At 43.4% G+C, this 25,862-nt stretch carries 20 protein-coding genes; 13 read left to right on the top strand and 7 right to left on the bottom strand.

Annotated features, from left to right (window positions below; all coding sequences use genetic code 11):
* The first annotated feature begins 174 nt into the window (after positions 1–174).
* The 3 genes from pheT to DWW91_RS09160 all read left to right on the top strand — a co-directional run bounded on the left by pheT (position 175) and on the right by DWW91_RS09160 (position 4,276).
* Complete coding sequence (gene pheT, locus DWW91_RS09170) at positions 175–2,637, top strand: phenylalanine--tRNA ligase subunit beta (RefSeq protein WP_122327545.1); 2,463 nt, start codon at positions 175–177, stop codon at positions 2,635–2,637.
* Positions 2,638–2,672: 35 nt separating this feature from the next.
* Complete coding sequence (locus DWW91_RS09165; protein WP_007652801.1) at positions 2,673–3,404, top strand: YebC/PmpR family DNA-binding transcriptional regulator; 732 nt, start codon at positions 2,673–2,675, stop codon at positions 3,402–3,404.
* 131 nt (positions 3,405–3,535) lie between these two features.
* Positions 3,536–4,276 carry a hypothetical protein gene (locus DWW91_RS09160; RefSeq protein WP_007652802.1) on the top strand — a complete coding sequence of 247 codons (741 nt, stop codon included), beginning with the start codon at positions 3,536–3,538 and terminating at the stop codon, positions 4,274–4,276.
* Positions 4,277–4,575: 299 nt separating this feature from the next.
* Here the strand turns inward: DWW91_RS09160 and DWW91_RS09155 are convergent, their stop codons facing one another.
* The gene (locus DWW91_RS09155) at positions 4,576–5,622 is read right to left on the bottom strand and encodes a 6-bladed beta-propeller (RefSeq protein WP_007652808.1); all 1,047 of its coding nucleotides are present in this window, start codon (positions 5,620–5,622) and stop codon (positions 4,576–4,578) included.
* A gap of 80 nt (positions 5,623–5,702) precedes the next feature.
* Positions 5,703–6,467 carry a peroxide stress protein YaaA gene (gene yaaA, locus DWW91_RS09150; RefSeq protein ID WP_007652812.1) on the bottom strand — a complete coding sequence of 255 codons (765 nt, stop codon included), beginning with the start codon at positions 6,465–6,467 and terminating at the stop codon, positions 5,703–5,705.
* A gap of 156 nt (positions 6,468–6,623) precedes the next feature.
* Between yaaA and DWW91_RS09145 the strand changes: the two genes are divergently transcribed.
* From DWW91_RS09145 to DWW91_RS09100, 10 genes are all read left to right on the top strand, one after another.
* The gene (locus DWW91_RS09145; protein ID WP_122327631.1) at positions 6,624–7,982 is read left to right on the top strand and encodes a DUF4886 domain-containing protein; all 1,359 of its coding nucleotides are present in this window, start codon (positions 6,624–6,626) and stop codon (positions 7,980–7,982) included.
* 30 nt (positions 7,983–8,012) lie between these two features.
* Complete coding sequence (locus tag DWW91_RS09140) at positions 8,013–8,531, top strand: phospholipase D-like domain-containing protein (protein WP_122327544.1); 519 nt, start codon at positions 8,013–8,015, stop codon at positions 8,529–8,531.
* A 30-nt stretch (positions 8,532–8,561) separates the two neighbouring features.
* Complete coding sequence (locus DWW91_RS09135) at positions 8,562–9,326, top strand: ADP-ribosylglycohydrolase family protein (protein WP_122327543.1); 765 nt, start codon at positions 8,562–8,564, stop codon at positions 9,324–9,326.
* A 426-nt stretch (positions 9,327–9,752) separates the two neighbouring features.
* Positions 9,753–11,681 carry an endonuclease MutS2 gene (locus tag DWW91_RS09130; protein ID WP_370449571.1) on the top strand — a complete coding sequence of 643 codons (1,929 nt, stop codon included), beginning with the start codon at positions 9,753–9,755 and terminating at the stop codon, positions 11,679–11,681.
* A gap of 263 nt (positions 11,682–11,944) precedes the next feature.
* Positions 11,945–14,533, top strand: a complete 2,589-nt coding sequence (clpB, locus tag DWW91_RS09125; protein WP_122327541.1) for an ATP-dependent chaperone ClpB — start codon at positions 11,945–11,947, stop codon at positions 14,531–14,533.
* A gap of 97 nt (positions 14,534–14,630) precedes the next feature.
* Positions 14,631–14,972: a DUF6565 domain-containing protein gene (locus tag DWW91_RS09120; protein ID WP_007652827.1), complete on the top strand. Its 342-nt coding sequence runs from the start codon at positions 14,631–14,633 to the stop codon at positions 14,970–14,972.
* Between the two features lie 74 nt (positions 14,973–15,046).
* Positions 15,047–15,373 (top strand): hypothetical protein, encoded by a 327-nt coding sequence (locus DWW91_RS09115; protein ID WP_007652830.1) that lies wholly within the window; start codon positions 15,047–15,049, stop codon positions 15,371–15,373.
* 42 nt (positions 15,374–15,415) lie between these two features.
* Positions 15,416–16,096 carry an OmpA family protein gene (locus tag DWW91_RS09110; protein WP_007652831.1) on the top strand — a complete coding sequence of 227 codons (681 nt, stop codon included), beginning with the start codon at positions 15,416–15,418 and terminating at the stop codon, positions 16,094–16,096.
* Positions 16,097–16,320: 224 nt separating this feature from the next.
* Positions 16,321–16,986, top strand: coding sequence for a DUF4136 domain-containing protein (locus DWW91_RS09105; protein WP_007652832.1), 666 nt, complete (start codon positions 16,321–16,323; stop codon positions 16,984–16,986).
* A 30-nt stretch (positions 16,987–17,016) separates the two neighbouring features.
* On the top strand, positions 17,017–17,646 hold the full coding sequence (locus DWW91_RS09100; protein ID WP_122327540.1) for an outer membrane beta-barrel protein: 630 nt from the start codon (positions 17,017–17,019) through the stop codon (positions 17,644–17,646).
* Between the two features lie 76 nt (positions 17,647–17,722).
* Here DWW91_RS09100 and DWW91_RS09095 read toward each other — a convergent pair whose 3' ends face one another.
* From DWW91_RS09095 to DWW91_RS09075, 5 genes are read right to left on the bottom strand one after another with little or no spacing between them, the layout of a single operon-like run.
* Positions 17,723–19,984: a Helicase associated domain protein gene (locus DWW91_RS09095; RefSeq protein WP_122327539.1), complete on the bottom strand. Its 2,262-nt coding sequence runs from the start codon at positions 19,982–19,984 to the stop codon at positions 17,723–17,725.
* A 25-nt stretch (positions 19,985–20,009) separates the two neighbouring features.
* Positions 20,010–21,116, bottom strand: a complete 1,107-nt coding sequence (locus DWW91_RS09090; RefSeq protein WP_122327538.1) for a Wzz/FepE/Etk N-terminal domain-containing protein — start codon at positions 21,114–21,116, stop codon at positions 20,010–20,012.
* Between the two features lie 42 nt (positions 21,117–21,158).
* The gene (locus DWW91_RS09085; protein ID WP_122327537.1) at positions 21,159–23,555 is read right to left on the bottom strand and encodes an SLBB domain-containing protein; all 2,397 of its coding nucleotides are present in this window, start codon (positions 23,553–23,555) and stop codon (positions 21,159–21,161) included.
* 43 nt (positions 23,556–23,598) lie between these two features.
* The gene (locus tag DWW91_RS09080; protein ID WP_122327536.1) at positions 23,599–23,988 is read right to left on the bottom strand and encodes a lipocalin-like domain-containing protein; all 390 of its coding nucleotides are present in this window, start codon (positions 23,986–23,988) and stop codon (positions 23,599–23,601) included.
* Positions 23,976–25,439: a capsule assembly Wzi family protein gene (locus DWW91_RS09075; protein WP_122327535.1), complete on the bottom strand. Its 1,464-nt coding sequence runs from the start codon at positions 25,437–25,439 to the stop codon at positions 23,976–23,978. Before DWW91_RS09075 ends, DWW91_RS09080 begins: the two co-directional genes overlap by 13 nt.
* Positions 25,440–25,862 lie beyond the last annotated feature (423 nt).

Below are 25,862 nucleotides of genomic sequence, written 5' to 3'. Positions count from 1 at the left end.
AAGATTTGGAAATGAAATAACCGTTGATTAATAAGATTTTTTGGCTTGTGGTAAGAATAAAGTCCGTACACTCGTTGAATAATTATTCTATTATTTGTACTTTTGCCAGTCAAATTGCCGCAAGCGGGGAATCTCGCAGACGCATAGAAACTTGATTGAATAAATTTTAGAACAATGAATATATCTTACAACTGGCTGAAAGAGTATCTTGATTTCGACTTGCAGCCCGAAGAAGTATCAGCAGCACTAACCTCTATCGGTTTGGAAACCGGGGGAGTAGAAGAAGTTCAAACGATCAAAGGTGGACTGGAAGGACTGGTTATCGGCGAAGTTTTGACTTGTGTGGAACACCCGAATTCTGACCACTTGCATATCACGACGGTGAATGTCGGTGGGGAAGAACCTTTGCAAATCGTTTGCGGTGCGCCCAATGTCGCAGCAGGCCAGAAAGTGGTTGTCGCTGTGAACGGTACGAAACTCTATGACGGTGACGAAGTCTTTACCATTAAAAGATCAAAAATCCGTGGCGTTGAGTCGAACGGTATGATCTGTGCGGAAGATGAGATCGGTATCGGAACAGACCATGCCGGCATTATCGTGCTTCCGGCTGATGCGGTTGTAGGAACTCCTGCCAAGGAATATTATAATGTAAAGAGCGACTATGTGCTGGAAGTGGATATCACTCCGAACCGTGTGGACGGAACTTCCCATTTCGGTGTTGCCCGCGACCTGGCTGCTTACCTGAAACAGAACGGTAAGCCGACGGAACTGAAACGTCCGTCTGTCGACGCTTTCAAGATCGACGATGAAACTCCGGCTATCGAAGTGATCGTTGAAAATACGGAAGCATGTCCCCGTTACTCCGGTGTTACTATCAAGGGCGTAACAGTGAAAGAAAGTCCGGAATGGTTGAAAAACCGTCTGAATATAATCGGTTTGCGTCCTATCAATAACGTAGTGGACGTAACCAACTATGTATTGCATGAAATGGGACAGCCTCTGCATTCGTTCGATGCAGGCAAGGTGACAGGCGATAAAGTGATCGTGAAGACGATGCCGGAAGGTACCAGGTTCGTCACCCTGGATGGTGTTGAACGTACGTTGACCGATCGTGACCTGATGATCTGCAATACGGAAGAAGCCATGTGTATCGGTGGTGTGTTCGGCGGCCTGGATTCAGGTGTGACGGAGCAGACTACAGATGTATTCCTTGAATCGGCTTGTTTCCATCCGACATGGATCCGTAAGACAGCCCGTCGTTTCGGTTTGAATACTGATGCTTCTTTCCGCTTCGAACGCGGTCTGGATGCGAACAATACAATCTATGTATTGAAACGTGCCGCTCTGTTGATCCAGGAAGTAGCCGGTGGTAAGATTACCGGATCTATTCAGGATGTTTATCCGAATCCGGTACAGCCTTATACCGTGGAACTGACTTACAACAAGATCAACAGTCTGATCGGTAAGGACATTCCGGTAGAGACGGTTAAGAGTATTTTGGCTAGCCTGGAGATGGAAATCGTTTCGGAAACAACCGAAGGTCTGACCATCCATGTGCCGGTTTACCGTATCGACGTACAGCGTGATGTCGATGTAATTGAAGATATCCTCCGTATCTACGGATATAATAATATAGAGTTCAGCGACAGCGTAAAATCAAACCTGAGCTACAAGACAGCTACCGATCGTAGTTATGATCTGCAGAACCTGATCTCTGAACAGCTTTGCGGTTCAGGTTTCAATGAGATCATGAACAATTCGCTGACACGTTCCGCTTATTACGATGAACTGACTACTTATCCGGTTTCTCATTGCGTTATGCTGATGAACCCGCTGAGTGCAGACCTGAACGGTATGCGTCAGACATTGTTGTTCGGCGGTCTGGAAAGCATCGAACATAATGTGAAACGTAAAAACGGCAATATCCGTTTCTTTGAATTCGGCAACTGCTACGATTATAATGTAGAGAAGAAGCGTGAAGACGCTACACTGGCCGAATTCTCGGAAGACTATCGCCTGGGATTATGGGTTTGCGGCGACCGTGTGGAAAACAGTTGGGCGCATGCAGATGAAAAGGCTACCGTGTATGAACTGAAAGCCTATGTGGAAAATATCCTTATCCGTCTGGGCGTGAATCTGAAGAAGGTTGTCTTCGGAAACCTGAGCAATGATATGTATTCAACAGGCGTAAGTATTACAACAACTTCGGGCCGCGAACTGGGTACGTTCGGTATCGTAAACCGTAAGATCTGCAAGGCTATGGATATTGATTTCGAGGTATATTATGCTGAGTTGTCCTGGACATTGCTGATGAAGGAGACAAAGAAGAATAAGGTGACATTCTCCGAGATCTCTAAATTCCCGGCAGTAAAACGTGACCTGGCTTTGTTGCTGGACAAGTCCGTTCAGTTTGCTGAGATCGAAAAGATCGCCGAAGAAAGCGAACGCAAACTGTTGAAGGAGGTTTCCCTGTTCGACGTTTACGAAGGCAAGAACCTGCCGGCCGGAAAGAAATCGTATGCTGTAAGTTTCTACCTGCAAGATGAAACGAAGACATTGAACGACAAACAGATCGACGCGATCATGCAGAAGATTCGCAAGAATCTGGAAAGCAAACTGGGTGCATCATTGAGATAAGACAAAAGTTTATAATAATATAATACAGATATAATATGGGAAGAGCGTTTGAGTTCCGTAAAGCAAGAAAATTTAAACGTTGGGGTAATATGGCCCGCGTATTCACAAAACTGGGTAAGGAAATCACTATTGCTGCGAAAGCAGGCGGTCCTGATCCGGAGAATAACCCCCATTTGCGTGCTTTGATGCAGAATGCAAAGAAGGAGAATATGCCGAAAGAAAATGTGGAACGTGCCATTAAGCGTGCTGTAGAAAAAGATTTCTCCGGCTATAAGGAGATGACTTATGAAGGTTACGGTCCGTTCGGTATTGCTATCTTCGTGGAAACAGCGACCGATAATACAACCCGTACGGTTGCCAATGTGCGCAGTTATTTCAATAAACATGGCGGCTCACTGGGTACAAGCGGCAGCCTTGAATTCCTGTTCGATCATAAATGTGTATTCCATATCAACAAGAAAGATGGTATTTCGTTGGAAGACCTGGAACTGGAACTGATCGATTATGGAGTGGATGAAGTAGACGAAGACGAAGAAGAAGTTGTTATCTACGGTGAATTTGCTCAGAACTCCGCTATCCAGAAATATTTGGAAGAGAACGGTTACGAAATCACAAGCAGCGAGTTTGTTCGTATCCCGAACGATCTGAAAGAAGTGACAGCCGAACAGCGTGAAACATTGGATAAGCTGATTGAAAAGCTGGAAGAAGATGACGATGTACAGAATGTATTCCATAATATGAAGGAAGACGAAAGCGGAGAAGAATAACATTCGCTTTGACCTTATAAGAAAAAAGAAGTGGTATCGGATTAATTTCGGTACCACTTCTTTTTTTATGTAAGTTATATTTATTTCATTACTTTTGCAGCCGCTAGTATTAATAATAACTCTATTGGATTATGAAAAGGGTAATTTTTATGTGTGCACTCATAGCTATGAGTGTAATTTCTTCTTATGTCTCCGCTCAGAAAGAGCTGGGGATTTTTAATTCTCTCTCAGTTGGTGTAAGTGCCGGAACAACAGGTATTGGCGTTGATGTAGCGACTCCGGTCACTCCCCATTTTGTCATCCGTGGAGGTGTTTCGTTTATGCCGGGTATTAAAATCAGCACAGATGTGGATGTGGAACTGAATGATCCCGATCTGGGAAGCTATCCGAGTACGCTTGACCTTAAAGGTAGTATGAGCCGTGCTTCCGGAGAATTATTGGTGAACTACTATCCGTTCCTGAGTTCTTCTTTCTTTGTGACGGCCGGTGCTTATTTCGGCGGTTCCAAGTTAGTGAAGATCACTGGCCACAGCGATGAGTTGAAGGAATATGTGAACGAAGGTGGAAAGGCTGGTATTGTTATCGGTGATCAGACAATTCCGGTAGACAAGGATGGTAATATCGCCGGCGGTCTTAAAGCAGCCGGATTCCGTCCTTATTTGGGAGTAGGTTTCGGACGTGCAGTTCCTAAAAAGCGTATCGGCGTACAGTTTGAATTAGGTGTTCAGTTCCACGGAACTCCCAAAGTGTATACGGACGCCGGAATCCTGGGTAGTACTTCAACCGACGGAGACGACAGTTTCACAAAAATCATAGATAAACTGACTGTTTATCCGGTTATGAAACTGCGCTTTTGCGGCAGATTGTTCTGATAAAGAGGGGGGTAATTGTAGTAGAATAATTTCATTCTTAGGAAATAATGAGCCAATGTGGTAATATGCCAATGTGCCAATTTAGGAAAAATTGAACTATCTGTTTATAGTGACGGGAGTAACTAATTCCCCTCTTGAGAGGGGATAAGGGGTGTGTTAAAGCTAGTTATAGGGCTAAACAATAACACACCCCCTTCCCCCTCTCAAGAGGGGAGCCAGGTACAACCGATCAATAATCGGATAGCTCAAACCTGACAATATTTGAAATATCTATTTTGCTATAATTACCTTATCCTTCATTATGCCTTCATCCTAACAATGAACAGCACCGGATTATCTTCTTCCGTGCGATCCGGGAATGCTTTCTTTACTTCTTCTCCTGAACGGCAATAACAGAAAGAATTGTTATAAATATCCAGTGATTTCAGGTCGGGAACCCTTCCCGTATGGTAGAAATTATCTTCGAAGCCTCCTGTTACATTATAGGCATAGTCTTCCCGGCGATCGTAACAGAACGTATAATTCTTATCCGTATCAGTTGCGTCCGAGTAAGTGGAAACCAAATAACGTCCGGCTATGCAGAGGGGTAGGATTGAAGAATATTCCTCATGTATATTCAGTTTGTTCCGTCTGATCAGGTAAAGCGTATCTGCCAGCAACTCGTCCGGCTGGGTGGAAGGCGAATAGGCGTAGACATTCCCGTTGGTAACGGACAGTTCGGTAGAAAAGCAGGCACCCAGATAGAACCGTCCCAGGTCGGCAGCCGTCAGTTTGCGGGCATCCTGCAGGTTGAATGTCGTATCGAACTTATAAAGCCACTGGTTGACACATTGTTTGCCGGTCCCCTCTTCGGAGGGCGACAACGATTGTGCCGTCATCCATATATGGCGGTTATGGTACATCAGGCGGGTAGGGGTATTCAACGGATTGATTCCGGCAAGGCTTTTCCTTTCCAGCAACGTCCCGTCGTAATCATAATAATAAACGTTTTCCCGGTCGTCCATGACGATTAGTTGCTTTTCGAGCGGATCGATGACGTAATCGGTAACCAGGAAATGCTTATTACTGGTGATCCGGCTAAGGAATTTGCCGGAGCAGTCGAAATGAAAAAGCTGGCCGTTGCTTACCAGGAACAATTCATTCCTGTCGCGCTTGATCTGTGTGGCATGTTTCAGCCGGCAGTCGGATGTTGTTTCCAGCGGAATGGCGATCACTTCGTCGGCAACGTCTGAGAGGGAGCCTTCGGTGGTGCTTTTCACCGGCATATCTTCGCTTATAATCTTGTAACCTTCGTTTATGTAGATTATTCCAACGAGCAAAAGTAATAGCAAACAGGTCTTTTTCATTTCATCATTCATTTAAAAAGGAACATACATATAACGCTTTTATCTCCGGATTATTGAACGAAGCGGCAATTTCTTTTCATTTAGCTTTGCAGGAAAACCCAGTTGTCCCCGTTCGACAGACTCTCGTCGTAGGTAAATCCTTCCCAAGAGAAGTTTTTGAGAGCTTCCGGATCAGTGATCCTGTTTTTCAGTATATACCGTGTCATCTGTCCGCGGGCCATCTTCATGTAGATCACGATAGTCTGCGCTTTTCCGTCTTTCCATACCTTGAACTCCGGTGTGATGATGCGGACGGTGCTCCCGACTTTCTTCCAGTCGTATGCCCCCTGTATTTCCTGGCTGGCAAGGTTTATCAGGATGTTATCGCTCTTTTTTACTTCGTCGATCAGCAGTTCTGTCTGACGCGGACGCCAATAGTTATACATATTTCCTTCTCCCAACTCCGGCAGCTTCACCTCATATTCCATTCGGTAAGGCTTGATCAGGTCGAGCGGACGAAGCAGCCCGTAGCAGATGGAGGCAATCCTCAGATGGTCGTTTGCATACAGGAAATCATCTTCCGTGAAATCTTTGGGGTTGATATTCTTGAAAACCACTCCGGTATAAGCCAGTAATGCCTGTAAGGAGTGTACCTCTGCGGTATGGAATTCCTGAAACCGGTTGTAATTCTCCAATGCCAGTTTGGGATTCAGTTTCAGAATCTTTTTCAGGTCGTCGGTAGAGAACTGTGCCATATTCAGGGCTATCTCATTCGCTTCCTGTGCGAAACGGGGCATCGTCCCGGCAGGAGCTTTTATTTTGGATGTACCGGTCATTGTTTTGGCCGAGGTCAATATAATCAGCATACTAATTTATTTATCTGTTTCAGCAGGTAAAAGTAACAATAACAAATACAACTTGGTGCTGTTGTTAAATCTTTATGCGTTTAATTTTTTTATTTATTCAGAAATCCGTTAAATCAAGTTATATTATATATTTGCCTGCATAAAATGAATGTTGGTATGAGGATACATGTTTTGTTCGTTTGCTTGTTTTTCCTTTTGAATATTTCATGTGCGGAAAAAGAGGAAGGCGATGATTGGGTTGGAGTCTCCCAGGAGCTGTTATTTCAGGCTTTGCAAAATGATTTGTCCATTCGGGAAATTAAGCAAACGTCCGGTTCCTTCGAGATTGTGTTCAGCGATAATAGTGTCATCTCTTTTCCCGGCGGAAAGAAAGTCTTTTATACAACTATCGGAAACAATAATAATTGGTTGATCAATGGAGTCAATACCGATATAAAGGCCCTATCGAACATACCAAATTCCGAATCAAACCTTCAGTCTATAGATGTCGATGGCAGAGGAAATTGGTCGATAAACGAAAAAAGTACGACTATACAGGCCGGTATGCCTTTGGATATGCCTGACATCCCTGTCCTTAAAAATATAATAGAGTCAAGGCATTTCTTCTATTTTTATTATTCTGACAGAACGATCCTCCGGTTTATGAGGCAGAATAGTAATAATCATTTGTCTGATAAGAAGCAACATCTTCCTGCCCGTCCTGCCTCGTTGAAAATATTATGTATTGGAAATAGTTTTACGGAAGATGCGACAAGTGGGCTGCCCAGGATTATTAAATCAGTCGGTTTGAGTCATATTTGTATCGGTCACCTCATTGCGGGAGGAGCTTCTCTAAGAAAGTTTTATGAAGGTTATATGGAGAATTCTCCCATCGGTATATATCAAGTTACAAATGATCAAATGGAGTGGACGACTATATCGGATAATTTTACATTGAAGCAAGCATTACAATATGCTGATTGGAATATCATAACCTTTCAACAAGTTTCTTATGATGCGGGAAGGTATCAGACTTATCAGCCTGTTTTTTCCAGTTTGATCGATATTGCAAAAAATGAATGCCGTAAATCCAAACCTGTTATTGCCTGGCAAATGCCCTGGGCATATGGAACCGGATGTCAGGAAGAATATTTTGGCAAGTACGGATATAATCAACAGAAGATGTACAAAGCCATCACCAATGCGACGAAAGTAATGATGAACCAATCTGAGGTGGACATACTGGTACCCGTCGGTACCGCAATCCAGAACTTAAGAAATACGAGCCTGAACAATTCTCCGTTGGATATAACGAGAGATTATCGTCATCTTGATTATGGTATAGGCCGGTATACTGCCTCTTGCACGCTGTTTCAAGCATTAATAGCTTCTGTTTACAAGGTCGAACTTTCTGATACTCCTTTCCTTGATGCGTATGGAGATGTCCCTGTTACGGAAAAGAATTTTAGAATATGCCAACAGGCAGCTATAAATGCCTGTAATACACCTTTTACCGTAACGCCACCAACCGATTAAGTGCGGCCAATATCAGAGAAGTTACTATTTATGCTACAGTACATCAAAAACGAACAACATTATACCTTCTTTATCGAAGCTATCCGGCAAGCCAGGCGGACGATCTGGATCGGGACGGCCGATATTAAGGACCTTTATATTAAGGAAGGAAAGAATGCCGTTCCTCTGTTGAAACTACTGGAACAAAAGGTAAAGGAAGGTGTGGAGGTCCGTCTGATCCATGCCAAAGAACCGGGACAGAACTTTCGGGACGACTTCGATAAATATCCTTTGCTTTGGAGCCGGATGGAACGTGTATTGTGTCCGCGTGTCCATTTCAAGCTGTTGATATTCGATTTGAAGCAGGCCTATATTGGGTCGGCAAACTTAACGGGAGCCGCTTTGGGCATGAAAGGGAAAGATAACCGTAACTTTGAAGCAGGAATATTTACTTCGGTGGAAGAACTGGTGAAAGAAGCTGTCGGCCAATTTGACTGTTTGTGGATGGGGATTCCCTGTAAGACCTGTAAACGGAAAAAGTTTTGTTCGGATAGGATTGTTAGTGAATAATAAATTGAAACTTTGTAAAAGTATAGAATTATGACAGGTGCAATAGCTGGAGACATCATTGGCTCCGTTTATGAGTTTGATAATATAAAGACAACGGACTTCCCGCTGTTTACGGACGAAAGCGATTATACCGACGATACAATCATGACAGTGGCCGTTGCGGACTGGTTGCTGAATGGGGGAGACCTGGTGAAGGTTATGCAGCGGTATTCAGCTGAATATCCTTGTCCGATGGGCGGTTATGGTGGCCGTTTCAGTTACTGGCTTATGGAAGAGAATCCGTTACCTTATAATAGTTGGGGAAATGGTTCGGCGATGCGGGTAAGTGCTGTCGGATGGAAATTCGATTCATTGGAAAAGACATTGGAAGTGGCTAAGGAAACGGCTATTGTCTCTCATAATCACCCCGAAGGGATAAAAGGAGCACAAGCCACTGCTGCCGCTATTTACCTGGCACGAAGCGGAAAGAGCAAACAGGAGATCAAGCAATATATAGAAACCGCCTTTTCTTACGACCTGGACCGTACCTGCAATGACATTCGTCCGGACTATTCTTTTGATGTTAGTTGCCAGGGAACCGTTCCCGAAGCGATCATAGCCTTTCTGGATAGTTCGGATTTCGAGCATGCCATCCGCCTGGCTGTTTCGCTGGGTGGCGATAGCGATACGCTGGCTTGCATAACAGGAGGGATTGCAGAGGCTTATTATGGAATGCCGGAAGATATAAAACAACAGGTTTACAATAAATTACCGAATGAATTCCTAAAAGTGGTAAGTGAATTTAGAAATAAATAATCATTAGATATTAAAGAAAGGTAGAAACTTTACTCCATTTTTCATCATAATAGCATAATAGATAATGCGTTCAAACTGGAAATGTCTGAGCGCAAAGGTCTTAAAAAAATGACTCAAAGACAGAAAGCCTCTTGTAAATCTAAAAAAACAAACTATCTTTGCGGTACGAACAGAGTAAATAAAACAATATAATAACCTTTTTATGTTTAGTGCATCGGTATAAATCCGTATTTCGAGTTCACATCTCCGGTCTTTGAGATGTCATTATACTAACGGTCAGCTTCGCATATTTGCGAGAGGCGGATCAATCGTTTTGTTGGTATTCTGTCGGAATATGGATAATCTCATTTTCTAAATAAACTATTTTATAAACAGATATTGGTCTATAAATTTGATGGACGGCCAATGTTATATAGTAATGAGAACATGATTTACCCGAATAATTTTGAACAAAGAATAGGTATAGATACAATTCGCCAGTTTGTTACAGAAAAATGTTTAAGTACTCTGGGAGAAGAAAAGGTCGCAGCGATGGACTTTTCGACAGACTATGCCACCATTGCCAGATGGTTGGAGCAGACAGGGGAGTTTTTACAAATCTTGCGTAATAAAGAAGATTTCCCGGTCGATTTCTTTTTGGATGTCCGCGATACCCTGCAACGGATAGGAGAGGATATAACAGCATGGCTTTCGGAAGAAGAAATAGCCGGGCTGATGAATTCTCTTCAGACTATCAGCAATATAGTAGCCTTTCTGCATAATGCCAGGACGGATACCGGAAGAATGAAGTATCCCTCATTGACATTTATGGCCGGTCAGATAACCGTTTTCCCCTTGTTGATTGATAAAGCCAATTCCATATTGGATAAATCCTGCCAGGTGAAAGATAATGCTTCGCGCCGGCTTGCGGATATACGCAGGGACAAGGTCGAAGCGGCAAAAGCCATTACCCGTCATATGCAGATAGCGATACGGGAGGCGCAGGCGGCAGGACTTATCGGCAGGGATGCACAACCCAGTCTGCGTGAAGGCCATATGTTGATTCCGGTCAATGCAGCCAATAAACGAAAGATCAAAGGTGTGGTACATGCCGATTCAGGCAGTGGTAAAACGGTATTTATCGAACCGGAAGCAGTGGCAGCAGCCAGTAGCCGTCTTCGTGAATTGGAGAACGATGAACGCCGTGAGGTTGCAAGGATACTGATCGAATTTACAAATCTGGTACGTCCGCATCTTGCTGATCTGATGCGCTCTTATCTCTTTATGGGCGAAATGGACTTTATCCGTGCCAAGGCTTCATTTGCCCTGCGTATCAATGGCATTAAGCCGGTCTTTGAAAATGAACAACAGGTGGAATGGATACAGGCTGTGCATCCGCTGCTGAATATACAGTTGCGTCAACAGAATAAGGAAGCGTTCCCTTTGGATATCAGGTTGAACAGGAAGGACAGGTTACTGATCGTTTCCGGAGCAAACGCAGGTGGTAAGTCCCTCTGTCTGAAAACGGTTGCCTTGCTGCAATATATGTTGCAATGCGGACTGCTTATCCCTGTGGATGAAAGTTCCCGGACAGGTATATTCGATCATATCTTTGTCGATATAGGAGACGGGCAGAGCATAGAAAACAGTCTTAGTACCTATACTTCGCATCTGACCAATATGAAGTTTTTTGTAGAAAACTGTGATAATAAAACGCTTATCCTGATAGATGAATTCGGTAGTGGGACGGAACCACAAATCGGAGGTGCTATCGCTGAAACCATACTCGACCGGTTTAACCGGAAGCGTAGCTTCGGGGTAATAACAACTCATTTCCAGAACCTGAAGCATTTTGCCTATGAGACCGACGGGGTTGTGAACGGAGCCATGCTTTACGATGCTGAACGCATGCAGCCGTTATACCGACTTTCCATCGGCAGTCCGGGAAGTTCGTTTGCTGTTGAAGTAGCCCGCAGGATCGGTCTTCCGGAAGATATTATTGTTGATTCGTCTGCTAAAATGGGTGAGGATTTTATCAATATGGATAACTTTCTGCAATCTATCGCACGGGATAAATTGTATTGGGAAGATAAGCGGAAAGAGATAACAGCCATTGAACGTAAAGCGATTGAAGGTAGGGCGATAGAGGCTGCCGGGTCTCTTGAATCATCAAAAGGAAAAGCAGAAAACCCTGTCGGAAAGCAATCCCTCGAAAATGCCGTTATCGAAAAAGGAGATAGCGTGAAACTGGACGGCCAACCGACAGTCGGCGTTATCTTGGAGTTACAGGGAAAACAGGCCATCGTTGCATTCGGCATGATGAGAAGCACTGTTGCCCTGAAACGGTTAACGCTGGTAAGTAAAAAGAGAAAATAAAAACTCTTTATTCTCGGGGTGTGATTTCTCAGATCCAGTTTTCGGAACGAATATAACACTATCCGGCAAACCTTTTTTGCTTTCTTGTTGTTTTCTCTCCGAAAGTCCGCAATGTGTCGTTACTTCCGACTGAACGACAGGGTGTCTTTCTCTGATTTTTATATAGATATGACAAAATGTCTTGTTTTTATTCTGGTATTTCTTTTGTAGATATATCAGTGGAATTTGAAAAGAATAAAGATAACAAGAAAATAATATAGCATATGAATTTAAACAATTTTACAATTAAATCACAGGAAGCTGTTCAGCAGGCCGTTCAGTTGGTTCAGAAGAACAACCAGCAAGTGATTGAGCCTGTTCATTTGCTTAAGGCTGTCATTATGACGGGCGAGAGCGTAACGAACTTCCTTTTCCAGAAACTGGGTGTGAATATCCAGAATCTGAACATGGTGCTGGATCGTCAGATAGAATCCTATCCGAAAGTATCCGGCGGTGAACCTTATCTGTCAAGCGAATCGAATGCTGTTTTGCAGAAAGCAATCGACTATTCCGGCAAGATGGGCGACCAGTATGTTTCCCTGGAACATATCATCCTCGCTTTATTCACCGTAAAGAGTACTGCTTCACAGATCTTGAAAGATGCAGGCGTGACGGAAAATGAACTGAAAAAAGCGATCGAAGAATTGCGTAAAGGTAATAAGGTAACCAGTCAGTCCGCAGAAGATACATACGACTCATTGAGCAAATACGCTATCAACCTGAACGAACGTGCCCGTAGCGGCAAGCTCGACCCGGTGATTGGTCGTGACGATGAAATCCGTCGTGTATTGCAGATTCTGAGCCGTCGTACAAAGAACAACCCGATCCTGATCGGTGAGCCGGGTGTGGGTAAGACCGCTATCGCCGAAGGTTTGGCACATCGTATTATACGTGGCGACGTTCCGGAGAATTTGAAATCGAAACAGATTTTTTCTTTGGATATGGGAGCTTTGATTGCCGGTGCCAAATATAAAGGTGAATTTGAGGAACGTCTGAAGTCGGTTGTTAATGAAGTAACCAAATCGGAAGGTGAGATTATCCTCTTTATTGATGAAATACATACATTGGTAGGGGCCGGAAAGGGCGACGGTGCTATGGATGCCGCCAATATCCTGAAGCCGGCACTGGCACGTGGCGAATTGCGTTCCATTGGTGCGACTACCCTGGATGAGTATCAAAAATATTTTGAAAAGGATAAAGCCCTGGAGCGTCGTTTTCAGGTGGTCATGGTCGAAGAGCCGGATGAACTGGATACCATTTCTATCCTGCGTGGTTTGAAGGAGAAATACGAAAACCACCATAAGGTTCGTATCAAAGACGATGCGATCATTTCAGCCGTACAGCTTTCAAGCCGTTATATCACCGACCGTTTCTTGCCGGATAAGGCAATCGACTTGATGGATGAGGCTGCCGCCCGTCTGCGTTTGCAAGTAGATTCCGTACCGGAATCATTGGACGAAGTAACCCGTCGTATCAAACAGTTGGAAATCGAACGCGAAGCGATCAAACGTGAGAACGACAAAGGCAAGCTGGAGCAGTTGAACAAGGAAATCGCCAACCTCAAAGAAGAAGAGAGAAAACAGAAAGCTCAATGGGAAAGCGAAAAAGAATTGATCAACAAGATTCAGCAGAACAAGATAGACATCGAGAACCTGAAATTCGAAGCCGACAAAGCTGAACGCGAAGGCGACTACGGTAAAGTGGCCGAAATCCGTTACGGCAAAGTAAAAGCCAAAGAAGAAGAGATCAAGGAAGTACAGGCCAAATTGCATACGATGCAGGGTGCTGCTGCCATGATCAAGGAGGAAGTCGACAGCGAAGATATTGCCGATGTAGTATCCCGTTGGACAGGTATCCCTGTTAATAAGATGTTGCAGAGCGAAAGGGACAAACTGCTTCGTTTGGAAGACGAACTGCATACCCGTGTGATCGGTCAGGATGAGGCAATCAGTGCGATAGCCGATGCCGTACGTCGTAGCCGTGCCGGATTGCAGGACCCGAAACGTCCGATTGGTTCCTTTATCTTCCTCGGTACGACAGGTGTCGGTAAGACAGAACTGGCCAAAGCGTTGGCTGAATATCTGTTTGACGATGAAAATATGATGACGCGTATCGATATGAGCGAATATCAGGAAAAATTTAGTGCGACTCGTTTGATCGGTGCACCTCCGGGATATGTCGGTTACGATGAAGGTGGTCAGTTGACGGAAGCTATCCGTCGTAAGCCATACTCCGTTGTCCTCTTCGACGAGATCGAAAAGGCGCATCCGGATGTATTCAATATTCTCTTGCAGGTATTGGATGACGGGCGTCTGACGGACAATAAGGGCCGTGTCGTAAACTTCAAGAACACCATCATCATCATGACCAGCAATATGGGTTCATCGCTGATTCGTGAAAGTTTCGAGAAGATTACGCCCGACAACCGTGAAAAGGTGATCGATGAAACCCGTATCCAGGTGCTGGAACTGTTGAAGAAGAACATCCGTCCGGAATTCCTGAACCGTATCGACGAGATCATCATGTTCACTCCGTTGAACGAGGAAGAGATCCGTAAGATTGTCACTTTACAGTTGAACAGTGTGAAAAAGATGCTGGCAAACAACGGTATCGCTTTGAACTTTACCGATGCCGCTCTCGACTTTATCTCGGATGCCGGTTATGATTCCCAGTTCGGTGCCCGTCCTGTAAAACGTGCCATCCAGAAGTATGTCCTCAACGAACTGTCGAAGGAAATTCTGGGCATGAAGATCGACAAGAACCGTCCGATCACGATCGATCGCGAAGGGGAGGGGTTGGTCTTTAAGAATTGAAAATTAAAAATTGAAAATTGATTAAGACTCGGGTTTGTTGTAAATCCGGGTCTTTTTTTGTTTACATTTGCAACATTAATCTAAAAAGGAAAAGAATATGAAAAGGTTTTTAATGATGATGGTTGCTGTGATGGCTCTCTTTACATTAAGCGGTTGCGGGGAATCTAAAGAATCGTATGTAAAGGACTTCACGAAGTTCGTAGAAAAAGTACAGGCTGGTGCCGATAAGTATTCTAAGGCAGATTGGGAAGAAGTGGAAAAGAAATATATCGAATTTGCCGAAACAAAATATGATAAGTATAGTTCCGAACTTTCTACAGATGAAATGATCGGTATCACAAAGTTGAAAGCCACTTATCTGACAATCCAGACAAAGCATGGCATCATCGATAACATATTGAAGGAAGGAAATAATGCTTTGGACGATTTGATCAAATAGCATATAATTCTTTTTAAATCTCAATTAAAGCAATATCTTTGCATAAGTATGTAACCAATTAAACTGAAAAAGTTATGAGCGACAAAGACGATTTGATTTACGATGAAGACGAATCTGTAAAATTTATTCAGAACTATCTTCCCCAGGAATTGAAAGGCAAATTCAGCAATGACGATATCAATTATATTGTAGACCTGATCTACGATTTCTACGAATCACGCGGTTATCTGAACGATGATGCTGACGATGATGCCGACATTGAAATAGATGAGGATGAATTGATTGAATATGTAGTAAAGAATGCGCAGAAGGATGGTGTTGGCAAATTCGATCCCGAGGCAATAGGCTTTATTGTGCAGGGCGAACTTGAATATTGCGATTCTATCAACATGTTCGATTGATAAACTGTTATATTCATATAAAGTTTATAAAAGAGCAAAAAGATGAAACATTTAAAACTATTATCAGTACTGCTATGTATGGCAGTAGTATTTACGAGTTGCGGAACATGGACAAATACCGGTAAAGGAACAGCCATTGGAGTAGGTGGTGGTGCAGCCGCCGGTGCAGGTATTGGTGCATTGGCCGGTAATACAGCATTAGGAGCAGTTATCGGTGCTGCTGTCGGTGGTACGGCCGGTGCTTTGATTGGTAAAAAGATGGATAAACAGAAGAAGGAGCTGGAAGCAACTCTTCCTCCCGAAACAACCGTTGAGACCATTAATAATGGTGAAGCTTTGAAAGTTACTTTCGATTCTGGTATCCTGTTTGCGACTAATTCAAGTACATTGAGCGATGCTTCGCGCAGTGCATTGCGTAAACTGGCTGTCAGCCTGAACGAAAATCCGGATACCGACATCAAGATCGTTGGTTATACCGATAACACCGGTAAGGTGGACTACAACCAGACTTTGTCGGAAAAACGAGCTAAAAGCGTATACGACTATATGATGGTCGACCAGGGTGTAAGCGGTCGCCGCATGGAATATGAAGGCAAAGGCGTTCACGATCCTGTTGCCAGCAACGACACTCCGGAAGGACGTGCACTGAACCGCCGTGTGGAAATCCTGATCCTTGCCAACGAAAAGATGATACAGGATGCTCAACAGGGGACATTGAAATAAATATTTATTTTAAAAGATAATCGAAAGGCCTGGAATAGCGTAAGTTATTCCGGGCCTTTTCTCGTTTTAACTATCGTTTACGAGCGTTTTGAAGTCTTACAACAAGTTAATTAACACAGTCAAAATAACATCGAAGAGAACCTTTTTTAATTTATTGTTGTTTCATGAGTAACTTATATATAAGCACAAATAATAGTATAAACTGTTTTAAACGTTAAAATGAGATGAAAAAGATTATTCCTTTTTTCTTGTTGATCCTTTTACTGGCATCTTGTCAGAAAGATCCGGATATGTCAAAGCTGGATAATGATTTCGTGGTGTACACAAATCATGATAGTAAGACCGATTTCAAGTCTTTCACCACATTCTACATTCCTGATAGTGTACTGGTAATTGGCAACAGCGAGAAGCCTCAGTACTGGACAGCAACTGAAGCAGACGATATCACTTCCACAATTATCAGTAACATGGAAAGCCGTGGTTACACTCGCACAATGGACAAAGAAACAGCAGATCTGGGTTTGCAGGTTTCTTTTGTTGAAAATGTAAATTATTTTACAAACTGGTATGACAACAATTATTGGTGGTGGGGTTACCCAGGTTATTGGGCACCTAATTACTGGAGACCGGGATGGGGACCGACATGGGGTTATGACTGGCACGACTGGTATTATCCGTACCCTGTTGTTTACAGCTACAGTGTAGGTTCACTGCTTGCTGAAATGGTCGACCTGAAATCTCCGACACCAAAGACTGCTGATGCAAAGTTACCGGTTATCTGGACTTCATATATGGCAGGTTTATTGTCCGGTTCAAATAAGATCGATACTCAGCTATCCATCCGTGCAATTGATCAGGCATTTGTTCAATCACCATATATCAGGAAATAATTAAACGCGAATCAGTAAAATTTGAGTCTTATGAAAAAGATAAATAAATCAATAAAATTAGTCGCTTTACTTATCGCCTGTTTAGCGATTCCTTCACTGGCTGGCGCCCAGGTTGTAAACAATATGTATTTCAATATCGACTGGGATATCAACTCTCCGTTCGGTAATGACTTTGCCGACAAGACAAGCGGTTGGGGTGCTCATGGTGAAGCCGGTTATTATGTGGTTCCTAATTTTGCAATAGGTGCATTTATTTCTTATCACACGAACAATAAATATATTGACCGTCAGACACTCAACGTAAGCGAAACATCTGCTATCACTTCTGATCAGCAACATTCTTTATTCCAGTTGCCTTTTGGTGCTGCATTCCGTTATAGCTTTACCCGCGAAGGACAGTTTGAACCTTATGTTTCAGCTAAATTAGGTGCAGAATACAGTGAAATGTCGACTTATATGAATGTAATGAAAGTGTACGACCGTCAATGGGGATTCTATGTAGCTCCTGAAGTTGGTATGAATATTTTCTTTACTCCTGAAAAGAAATTCGGTTTGCACGTAGCTGCTTACTATAATTATGCAACAAACAAAAGTAAAGTCCTGACTTATTCCATGGACGGAATAAACAACTGGGGAGTGCGCTTCGGTGTTGCGTTCTAAAATAGAAGTTTGTTCTTTTAAGTGTTTTATGTAGTTTATTAGAAAGCGGGAGGCTGCAGCGGCGGTTTCCCGTTTTTTATTTTAAATTCCAGGGGAATGCGATCTTATCCAGAAGATTTTTACGGGTAGGAGGGAGTTCACCTTTTTTTAAGGCTCTGCGCTGTACGAAACACCAACTGCCGAGTTTGTTCTCACGGGCGGTTGGCCAGCGGTTGTTTTCTGAGAAGAATTGTTGTAGTTTTTCATAGTTTTCCATCCAGACATCATCGATAGTCCAGATAAAACCTTCGGCATCCATCCGGGCGATGCGTTCAGCCGAAAGTAAACCTTGTTTCCGGTTCTTGCGCTGGGTGTTACACCAGCTGCCGGCTTTTCCTTCATTGCTTTTGGGCCAGCGTTTATGTTTCTTGTAATAAATAAGTATCTGCTGCCAGTTCTCCGCCCAGAGCGAATCCAGATCCTGTTCCCACCAGAACCCGATCGAATCGAGCAACCGGATTCTTTCATTGGAAAGGAGACCTTTCTTTCGTGCTTGGCGTTGGGTATTGCACCAGGTATTCAGTTTGTTTTCGCCGCGTTTGGGACAACGGTGTTCTACAGCCATAAATGCTTTCAGTTCTTCAAAGCAGTTCATCCAGCGGCTGTCCTGTACCTCCCATTCGAAACCGATCCGGTCTAACTGCGAGATATAATCTTCCGACAACGTCCCTTTCTTCCGGGCAATCCGCTGGGTGTTGCACCAGTTTCCCAGTTTTCCTTCGGCAGCCTGCGGCCAGCGTCCTTCACGTTCCTTATATTCGATCAGTCGTTCATACATCACCGGCCACGCATCCAACTCCGCCAGCATATCATCCACACGGGCACGGATATCAGACAGGAATCCTGTTACCTCAAATTCCATAAAGCCTTTAAAGCTCTTTGGGGCACGGATTGCCGGATGATAAGCCAACTCCCTTGACATAGCTTCATAAACAGAACGGCCCGAAAGGTTATTGACGAAGTCTAGTACCACCGGATGACGGTCCGAACCGGCTTTCAGGCAACGACCCAACTGTTGCAAGGCAACCACATACGATTCTGTACGTCGCAGGAACATGGCTGCATCCACTCCTTCCACATGCAATCCTTCGATCAGCATATTTATAGAGAAAAGTACATGTAGTTTTCCCGTTTCCCTACGGAAACGACGCAACGTCTTTTCATTCTCCCGGTTACTCAGCCCGTTATGAATCTCGAATGTTTCCGTTTCAAAGCCTGCCTGTCCGAGCCAGTTCGATACTTCGGGAATCATATGCTGAAGGTCCTCTTTGTCTTTACAGAAGACAAGCATTTTCTTTACCTCTTTTGGCAAATAACGCCGGATCAGTTCCGATGCACTCAACGAACCGCGAAAGTCCAGTCGGGCAAAGTTTATCTTATCCTGAATACGCTTACGCCTTTCAGATGTACAGTCGCTCCTGTTCAGCATACGCTGTACCTTATCCAGCTGGTTATTCAGATCGAATACGCTCTGCACCAGAACAGGAACAGGCAGTATCTTATAATACCAGGCCATAGACAAAGACAATTCATGGAACAGGTTTCCCTTGAAATAGACCTCTACCGTATCGAGCATTTCTTCTGGACGTATCGGGGTGGCCGACATTCCCAGTACACGCGCCTCCGGATTGTTATCTATTACTTCCTGTACAGCCTGTCCCCATACCTCCGCTCCGAAATGATGGAACTCATCAATAATGATATGATCCGCTTTGAGTTCACCGACTGTACCGCGATTCAGGACTAATGCCTGGAAAGTCCGGTAGGCGACATGTGGCATTGTCCTGCCGATTGCTTTTTTGATCTCGGCAATGATCGTAACGTTGGGAGCGATAACCACTATATCATCTTCCGAATGATTGACAATATAGCGGGCAATCAGGTAGGATTTCCCTGTACCGGTAGCCTGTACAACGGCTCCGATCCTGTTTGTTTTGAATCCTTCCTCGATGGCCCGGTAAGCCGCTTCATTATGTGAAAACAGTTCAATATGCTTTCCCGTTTCCAAGCTTTTGAGATAGCTTTCATCCGAAACAGTCAGTCCATGCAGTTCAAAGGAAAGTGCCTCCGGCAGATAACCGCCATGAGCCAGAATACGGAACTGGTTGCAGCCGGACATTTCCCCGATACGCTGCATTTCAGTATACAACCTGTCTACTTCCGGCAAGCCGACAGGTTCCTTATTCCATACCTCTTTCACAATGAAAGTAACGGAGTCCTCCCTGAAGCCTACCAGCAGACAGCCGGATTCTTCAGTGACAAAATAATGATAAGAATGATAAAGATCGCAGAGTGACATTCAGAAAATATGTCAATACTAGAAATCATTCAATATCTAAAACCTCAGTTTCCTCTTTGGGTTTGAAAAGGTCTTTGATAAACAGATAACCGATTCCTCCGAATATGGCAAGGAATACAAACCCAATCAGGATCAGCGGCTTCTTGGGAGAGGCAGCTTTTAAAGGGACAGTGGCAGGTTGTATTATTGTATACACCGGTGTCTGCTCTTGTACCCGGAGTTTATCCTGTTCCAACTTCTGGGCCAATGTATTGTAAACATTGAAGGTCAATGTCATTTCATTCTTTAAACGTTCCTGTTCCGTGCGGTAGCTGGCAGAGATGATATTCTTGTTGGCATCCTCAAAAGTCGCATAAGCACGTTGTGCCTTATAATAGGATTCCCTGGCTTCACTGAATACTTTCTCTGTGAATTCAAGGTCTTGCTTTACCTTCTGGGTACGGTAATTTGTGATGTATCCCTGAAGTTTTTCCAAAACAATTTGAGTGATATTCGCCGAGATTAACGGGTCTTGCATCTGAACGGATACAGTGATTACCGATGTCTTTTTATCCACAGAGGCAGAAATGCGTTGTTGTAACGCATTTATAACATCAGCCTGTTCCTTTGTCAACCTGAAAGAAGTCAATTCTCCACTACTTACCGGTTCTTCTTTTGAGAACAAATCTTTCACAACACCCAACAACTTGAACGGAGCCTGTACCACATAACTCCACCACGCACTTTTCTGGTGATCATCCATATAATCATATAAGGATGCAGAATAATCACCTTTCTCATTTGTCACCTGTACGGGGAATAACTCCAGTAAAAAAGGAATGCTACTGACTACATCCGGATACAGGTCCGGGGAGATGGCGTCCGCTCCTGAAGTACTGTTCAGGTTAATCCCTGCCATAGCAGCCAGTCCGCCCAAGTTTCCCATCTTTTTAGATGGGTCGGAAGTTTCGGGTGCCAGTTTTACGGTTGTACTATATTCTTTCGGTATGCTGAAAGCTACGACAAGACCGACAACAACTGCAATTCCGCAACATTTAAAAATAAATTTACGTTCCCCCCACAACCGCTTAGCCAATTCTATTAAATCGATCTCCTGTGCATTATCTATGTCAGGAGTGTTCATTTGAATCATATCCACCTTGTTAATTGAAAATTAAAGATTGAAAATTGAAAATTATTTCATTGTATTAATAATAGAGGTGACCATGGCTGCCATCGAAGTGGTTGAACTGGCTATGCTCAGAACTTCCGCCAGGCTGGTTTTACGATCGCGTTGCGTCTTAGTCGGAACGACGATTTCGCATCCCGGTTCTACCTTTGGATATCGTTTGAAGAAGATAAAGCTTTTCTTTGTCGTTGCCACCTTTCCGTTCATATAGATTACGATCGGATATTTACGGGCAATATCATTGTATCCACCGGCTTGTGAAAGACAATTTCCGACAGACATTCCTTCGGTATAAGTCACACTGTTCGGATAGGTTACGGCTCCGTTTATCTTAACTGTACTTTGTAATTGTGGAATATAAAGCTCATCCCCGTCACGCAATACCACATCGTGGGCACTTCCCGGATTAGCCAATGCTTTTTCCAAATCGATACCGACTGAATAATTTTTGATATTTTCCAGTGATAAAGCCACCGAGTCACGGCTCTGTTTATTGGAACTCAGTTGCAGCAGAGTTTCCAGGCGGCGCATCTCATCTTCTGTCAACTGGCGTTTCAGGCTTGCTCCTTTTACATAGGCATCAGGGGTTATCCCTCCGGCTTTGGCTATGATATTACTCAAACGGGAATTCTTTTCTGCCAGTACATAATCACCGGAGAAAGTAATTTCACCATCAACCTTTACCACTTGCTGTTCCTGATATCCCGGTGAAAAACGCACATACACCTCATCGAAAGGTTCAAGGGTAAAGACTGAATTACTGTTTTTTCCATCAACGGATATCAGTCCTAAATTGTCATTCAACTCAAAGTTGAACACTTCGGCTGTACGATTACTGTTTTCGTAAGTTTTTGTATCCTTAATTCTTCTGGCTACTTCCACATTGACCGTTGCTGCCGATTCCTTCAAACCTCCGGCCATCATAATGGCATCTTCAACCGTCAGATTGTTTCGGTAGGGCAGGACTGTATCTACATAATTCACTGCTCCGCTTACTTTGATCGTATAAGGCTCGCGAAGATCAAACAGGGATGGAATGTTTAATATGTCTTCCGGTTTGAGTTCTATATCCGGAGATGTACCATTCAGGATTCCACGGATATCTACGGCTATCACTGTTGTTGTGAAATCCGGATTCAAACGGGTAATCTGGGCACGGCCGGTAAACTCATCACCTTTCAGGCCGGCTGCCTGGTTGATCAATCCTTTTACGGTATGTACAGTTCCATTCAACTCATATTCTCCCGGACGCCAGACTGCACCCGTCACTATCAGACGGTTTTCATAAAAAGGAATTACAGAGTCTACCAACAAAGAATCGCCATCCATCATTGCAAAGGTCGGATATTTATCTTCCGTAACAGTCGCTATTTGATAACGGCTATCGGCTTTTCGTTTGATACGGACATCTTTCTTATAAGCATCTCCGGTAAAACCTCCGGCCATGTTCAACAGTTGCTGTAAAGTTTCCCCTTTTTTCATTTCGAAAATGCGGTTACGTTTTACTTTTCCACGAACCACAGCCAACTGATCGTAAGGTGAAACGATCACCATATCATTCTCTTCCAAACGGATATTCGTATTGTATTTGCCATTCAGGAGATAATCATATACATCTAATTTTGCAACTTCCTTACTGTTGCGGTATACTTTGATTCCGCGAAGCGAACCGATCTCATTCACTCCACCTGCCGCATACAAAGCATTAAACAGAGTGGCAAAAGAGGGTAGGGTATAGGTTCCCGGAGCAACGACTTCACCTACAATATTGACTTTGATGCTGCGTATCTGACTTAGACTGACAGATACAAATGTATTGGCTCCATCGGTATTTCCCGATAGGGTAGACATGATCCGTCCCAATTCCTGTCGGATACGGTTTTCGGCAGTTTCGATAGTCAGTCCGCTGACAGATACCGGGCCTAGATTAGGGATAAGAATTGTTCCTTCGGGAGAAACTTTCAGTTTCAGATTCAATTCCGAATCTCCCCAGACATTGATCAGCAATTCATCTCCGGCTGACAGGATATAGTTTTTAGGAGTCGGAATATTCAGATCCGGTTCAAAAGACAGATTCTTATTAGAAAATATCTCTCGTCCGAAAACAGTTTCTTTCAAATCGTTTTCCGGTAGATTCCTTTTGCGTTGTTCTTCCGGAGAGATACTATCCTCGCCCGGAGTAGTAGCAATAACCCGGTCAGAAATTACTGCATCGGAGGCCCTGGAAGTTGTTTGGCCTGCGCCTGATTGTCCCATTCTCTTAGCAATTTCCTGCTGTATCTGATCATCTGTCATTCCCGCAGCTTTTGCCTTATCAATCAAATCCTGGGGAACCTGTGCCGCCAATGGTACTGCCAGCCATAGCAATCCCCCCAATAATACATTTCTGATTATGATATTCATATTGTTATTTGTTTTTATTATTTCGATTTAGGAGAGAGTAGTATCAAAACTTTCTGAATTCCAACCGCGCATAATCTGATTGTAAAACCAGATGTTTCGATGTTAATTCTTTGACACCGAAACGTTGTTCCGTCCCGTTCATGCCAAATGGTAATAAGTTTTCAACTGTACTGATCGGCATGACTACAAATAGTGAATCTCCGGTATATTCCATATTTCCAGTTTGACTGGTTCCTCCGACTTGCATCAGGTTGATTGTATGCAAAGCCACACTGTAGTAAGCTCGCTCCGGTGTTTCTTCTTCTCCGGAAGTATATTCTATTTTCATTATTTGCCAACGCCCATCCAGGTCACCGTTGATAGGTGTTTTTCCGCAAGCACTAACTATCAGTACCAGCAGCACAGCTATTGTATATCTTTTCATCGTATCCATCCTGTTTTTCTGATTGTTAACATACCACCGGCACTTTTACCTAACATAGCTCCCCTGTCTATCCCTAGTGAAGCAGTAAAATCCCAACCTTTCAATTGATGGGGAGTATATTTTAACTCTGCTAGAGCATTGCCATTTTTTTTGATTTCATAAAAAGGTAACGCATAGGTCCCCCAATTGCGGGTAACAGATAAAAGGATACGGTATTGCAGATCGGCACAAGGGTTACCCATTATTCCAAAATGATGTCCCTGCATCCGATTGCTTTTAAAAACAATATCTCCGTCGTTATTATAGATGGGAGACATGACAAGAGGGTTTCCGATTCCCATTCCCCAATGTTGCCATCCGCTATAGATATAGTGGTTATAATAATTATCTGCTCCGCTTATCTGTTCCGGTATTTCCGGTGTATGATCCCAATAAACGGGACTAGTCTGATCTTTTGTTGAAATATATTCGTAAACGAAACTGCTAACGACAGGATTTTTGGGAAATGTTATTTCTATTCCCGCCAGGCAATCTTTCCATCCATATTCCCCGAACATCTGTGAATGATCTTCAAAATAATGTTCGTAATAAGGGCGAATTGTCCAATTTTGTGGAGCATACCAGGTTAACGAAAAATTCCAGCTACCTAAATGGTTTCCGTAAACATTTGTTTGTTCCCCTGTTGGAGTTTCACTGCCACCTCCGCTCGGAATAAACACTTTAAAGAAATCCTTTATTCCATTCGGCATATCAATCTTTTGGTCTCCAATAAATGCATTTCCTCCGAATTGGGCTGCCATTTCCAAGCCTCCTTCCAAAATCAGTGGAAATTTCTCACGATTACCGATCTTCACATACAAATCTTTGGAATGATAGAGTACATGTTCCGTATATTTATTCCCCGGAGCCACGAAATCCTTCTGCCAACCATCGTCCGTAAATATACCATAAGCGATATGGCCTTTGAAAGCCAGCCATCCTTTTGTTCCCGGTACAACGGTATATTCCGGAATGCCGATACGAACCTGCGGGATTGGACGAGCATTACCCGAAAATGTCAATCCCCCGCTACTTAAAAGCGGATTATTGAATTCACTGTGTCTTTCTTTACTACCTATACTAACTCCCAGACAACGATATTTCAGATCCGCATACAATTGTTGCACCACAAAAGTCGATGTAAAATTATAGGCCACAGCTAGATCTGCCCCGAAAGCATATGAGAAACGTTTATCGTTTTCCAACTCCCGGAAGATTCCGGCACGCAGATATCCGTTATTCTTCTCAATGGACGAAAGTCCTTGTTTATTTGCTGTCAGCCAGAAAGGAGTATGTTCCCCTCCGCTAAAACTGATTCCAGTCTCTGCCTGATAACTCAGTCCTTTCGTGATCTGAGCGTAAGAGTTCAAGGGGAGCAATAAAATACTTCCCCAAATGATTAATTTAGATATAAGTTTCATTTCTGAAAAATTTGAATCAATGATAGTGATGAGATTTGCCTGTAATTGGTTCAGGATGATCCTAAGAACATTCAGGAATGCACTTCCAAAAATATCGGACGTATTCTTCTCATTTTCAGTACAATAATCTTTTATACCCTATACAAATTAAGTTTGAAATTGATATCAAGATGAAAATGAATTTGCTTCGTGTCTATACCTCTCTGATAATGAGCCTATTAATAGAAGACTTTTCAAGTCGCCCGGGAATGTCCTGAAATTCCTCTTTTAATATAGAATATAAATATTTATAACTAAATAAGGGCCTGCGGCCATTTTTTTTTCAGATTTCAAAGATTAACAACATCCGGTATCATTCACTTTCACCCTGCAAAGGTAGAGGGTATGCACCGGACGGCAATTACTAAAATCGCAGCAAAAACA

Origin of the sequence: Parabacteroides sp. AF17-3, assembly GCF_003635445.1 — a bacterium.
GTDB classification, from domain to species: Bacteria; Bacteroidota; Bacteroidia; order Bacteroidales; family Tannerellaceae; genus Parabacteroides; species Parabacteroides goldsteinii.
This window is presented reverse-complemented; position numbering and strand designations above follow the sequence as displayed.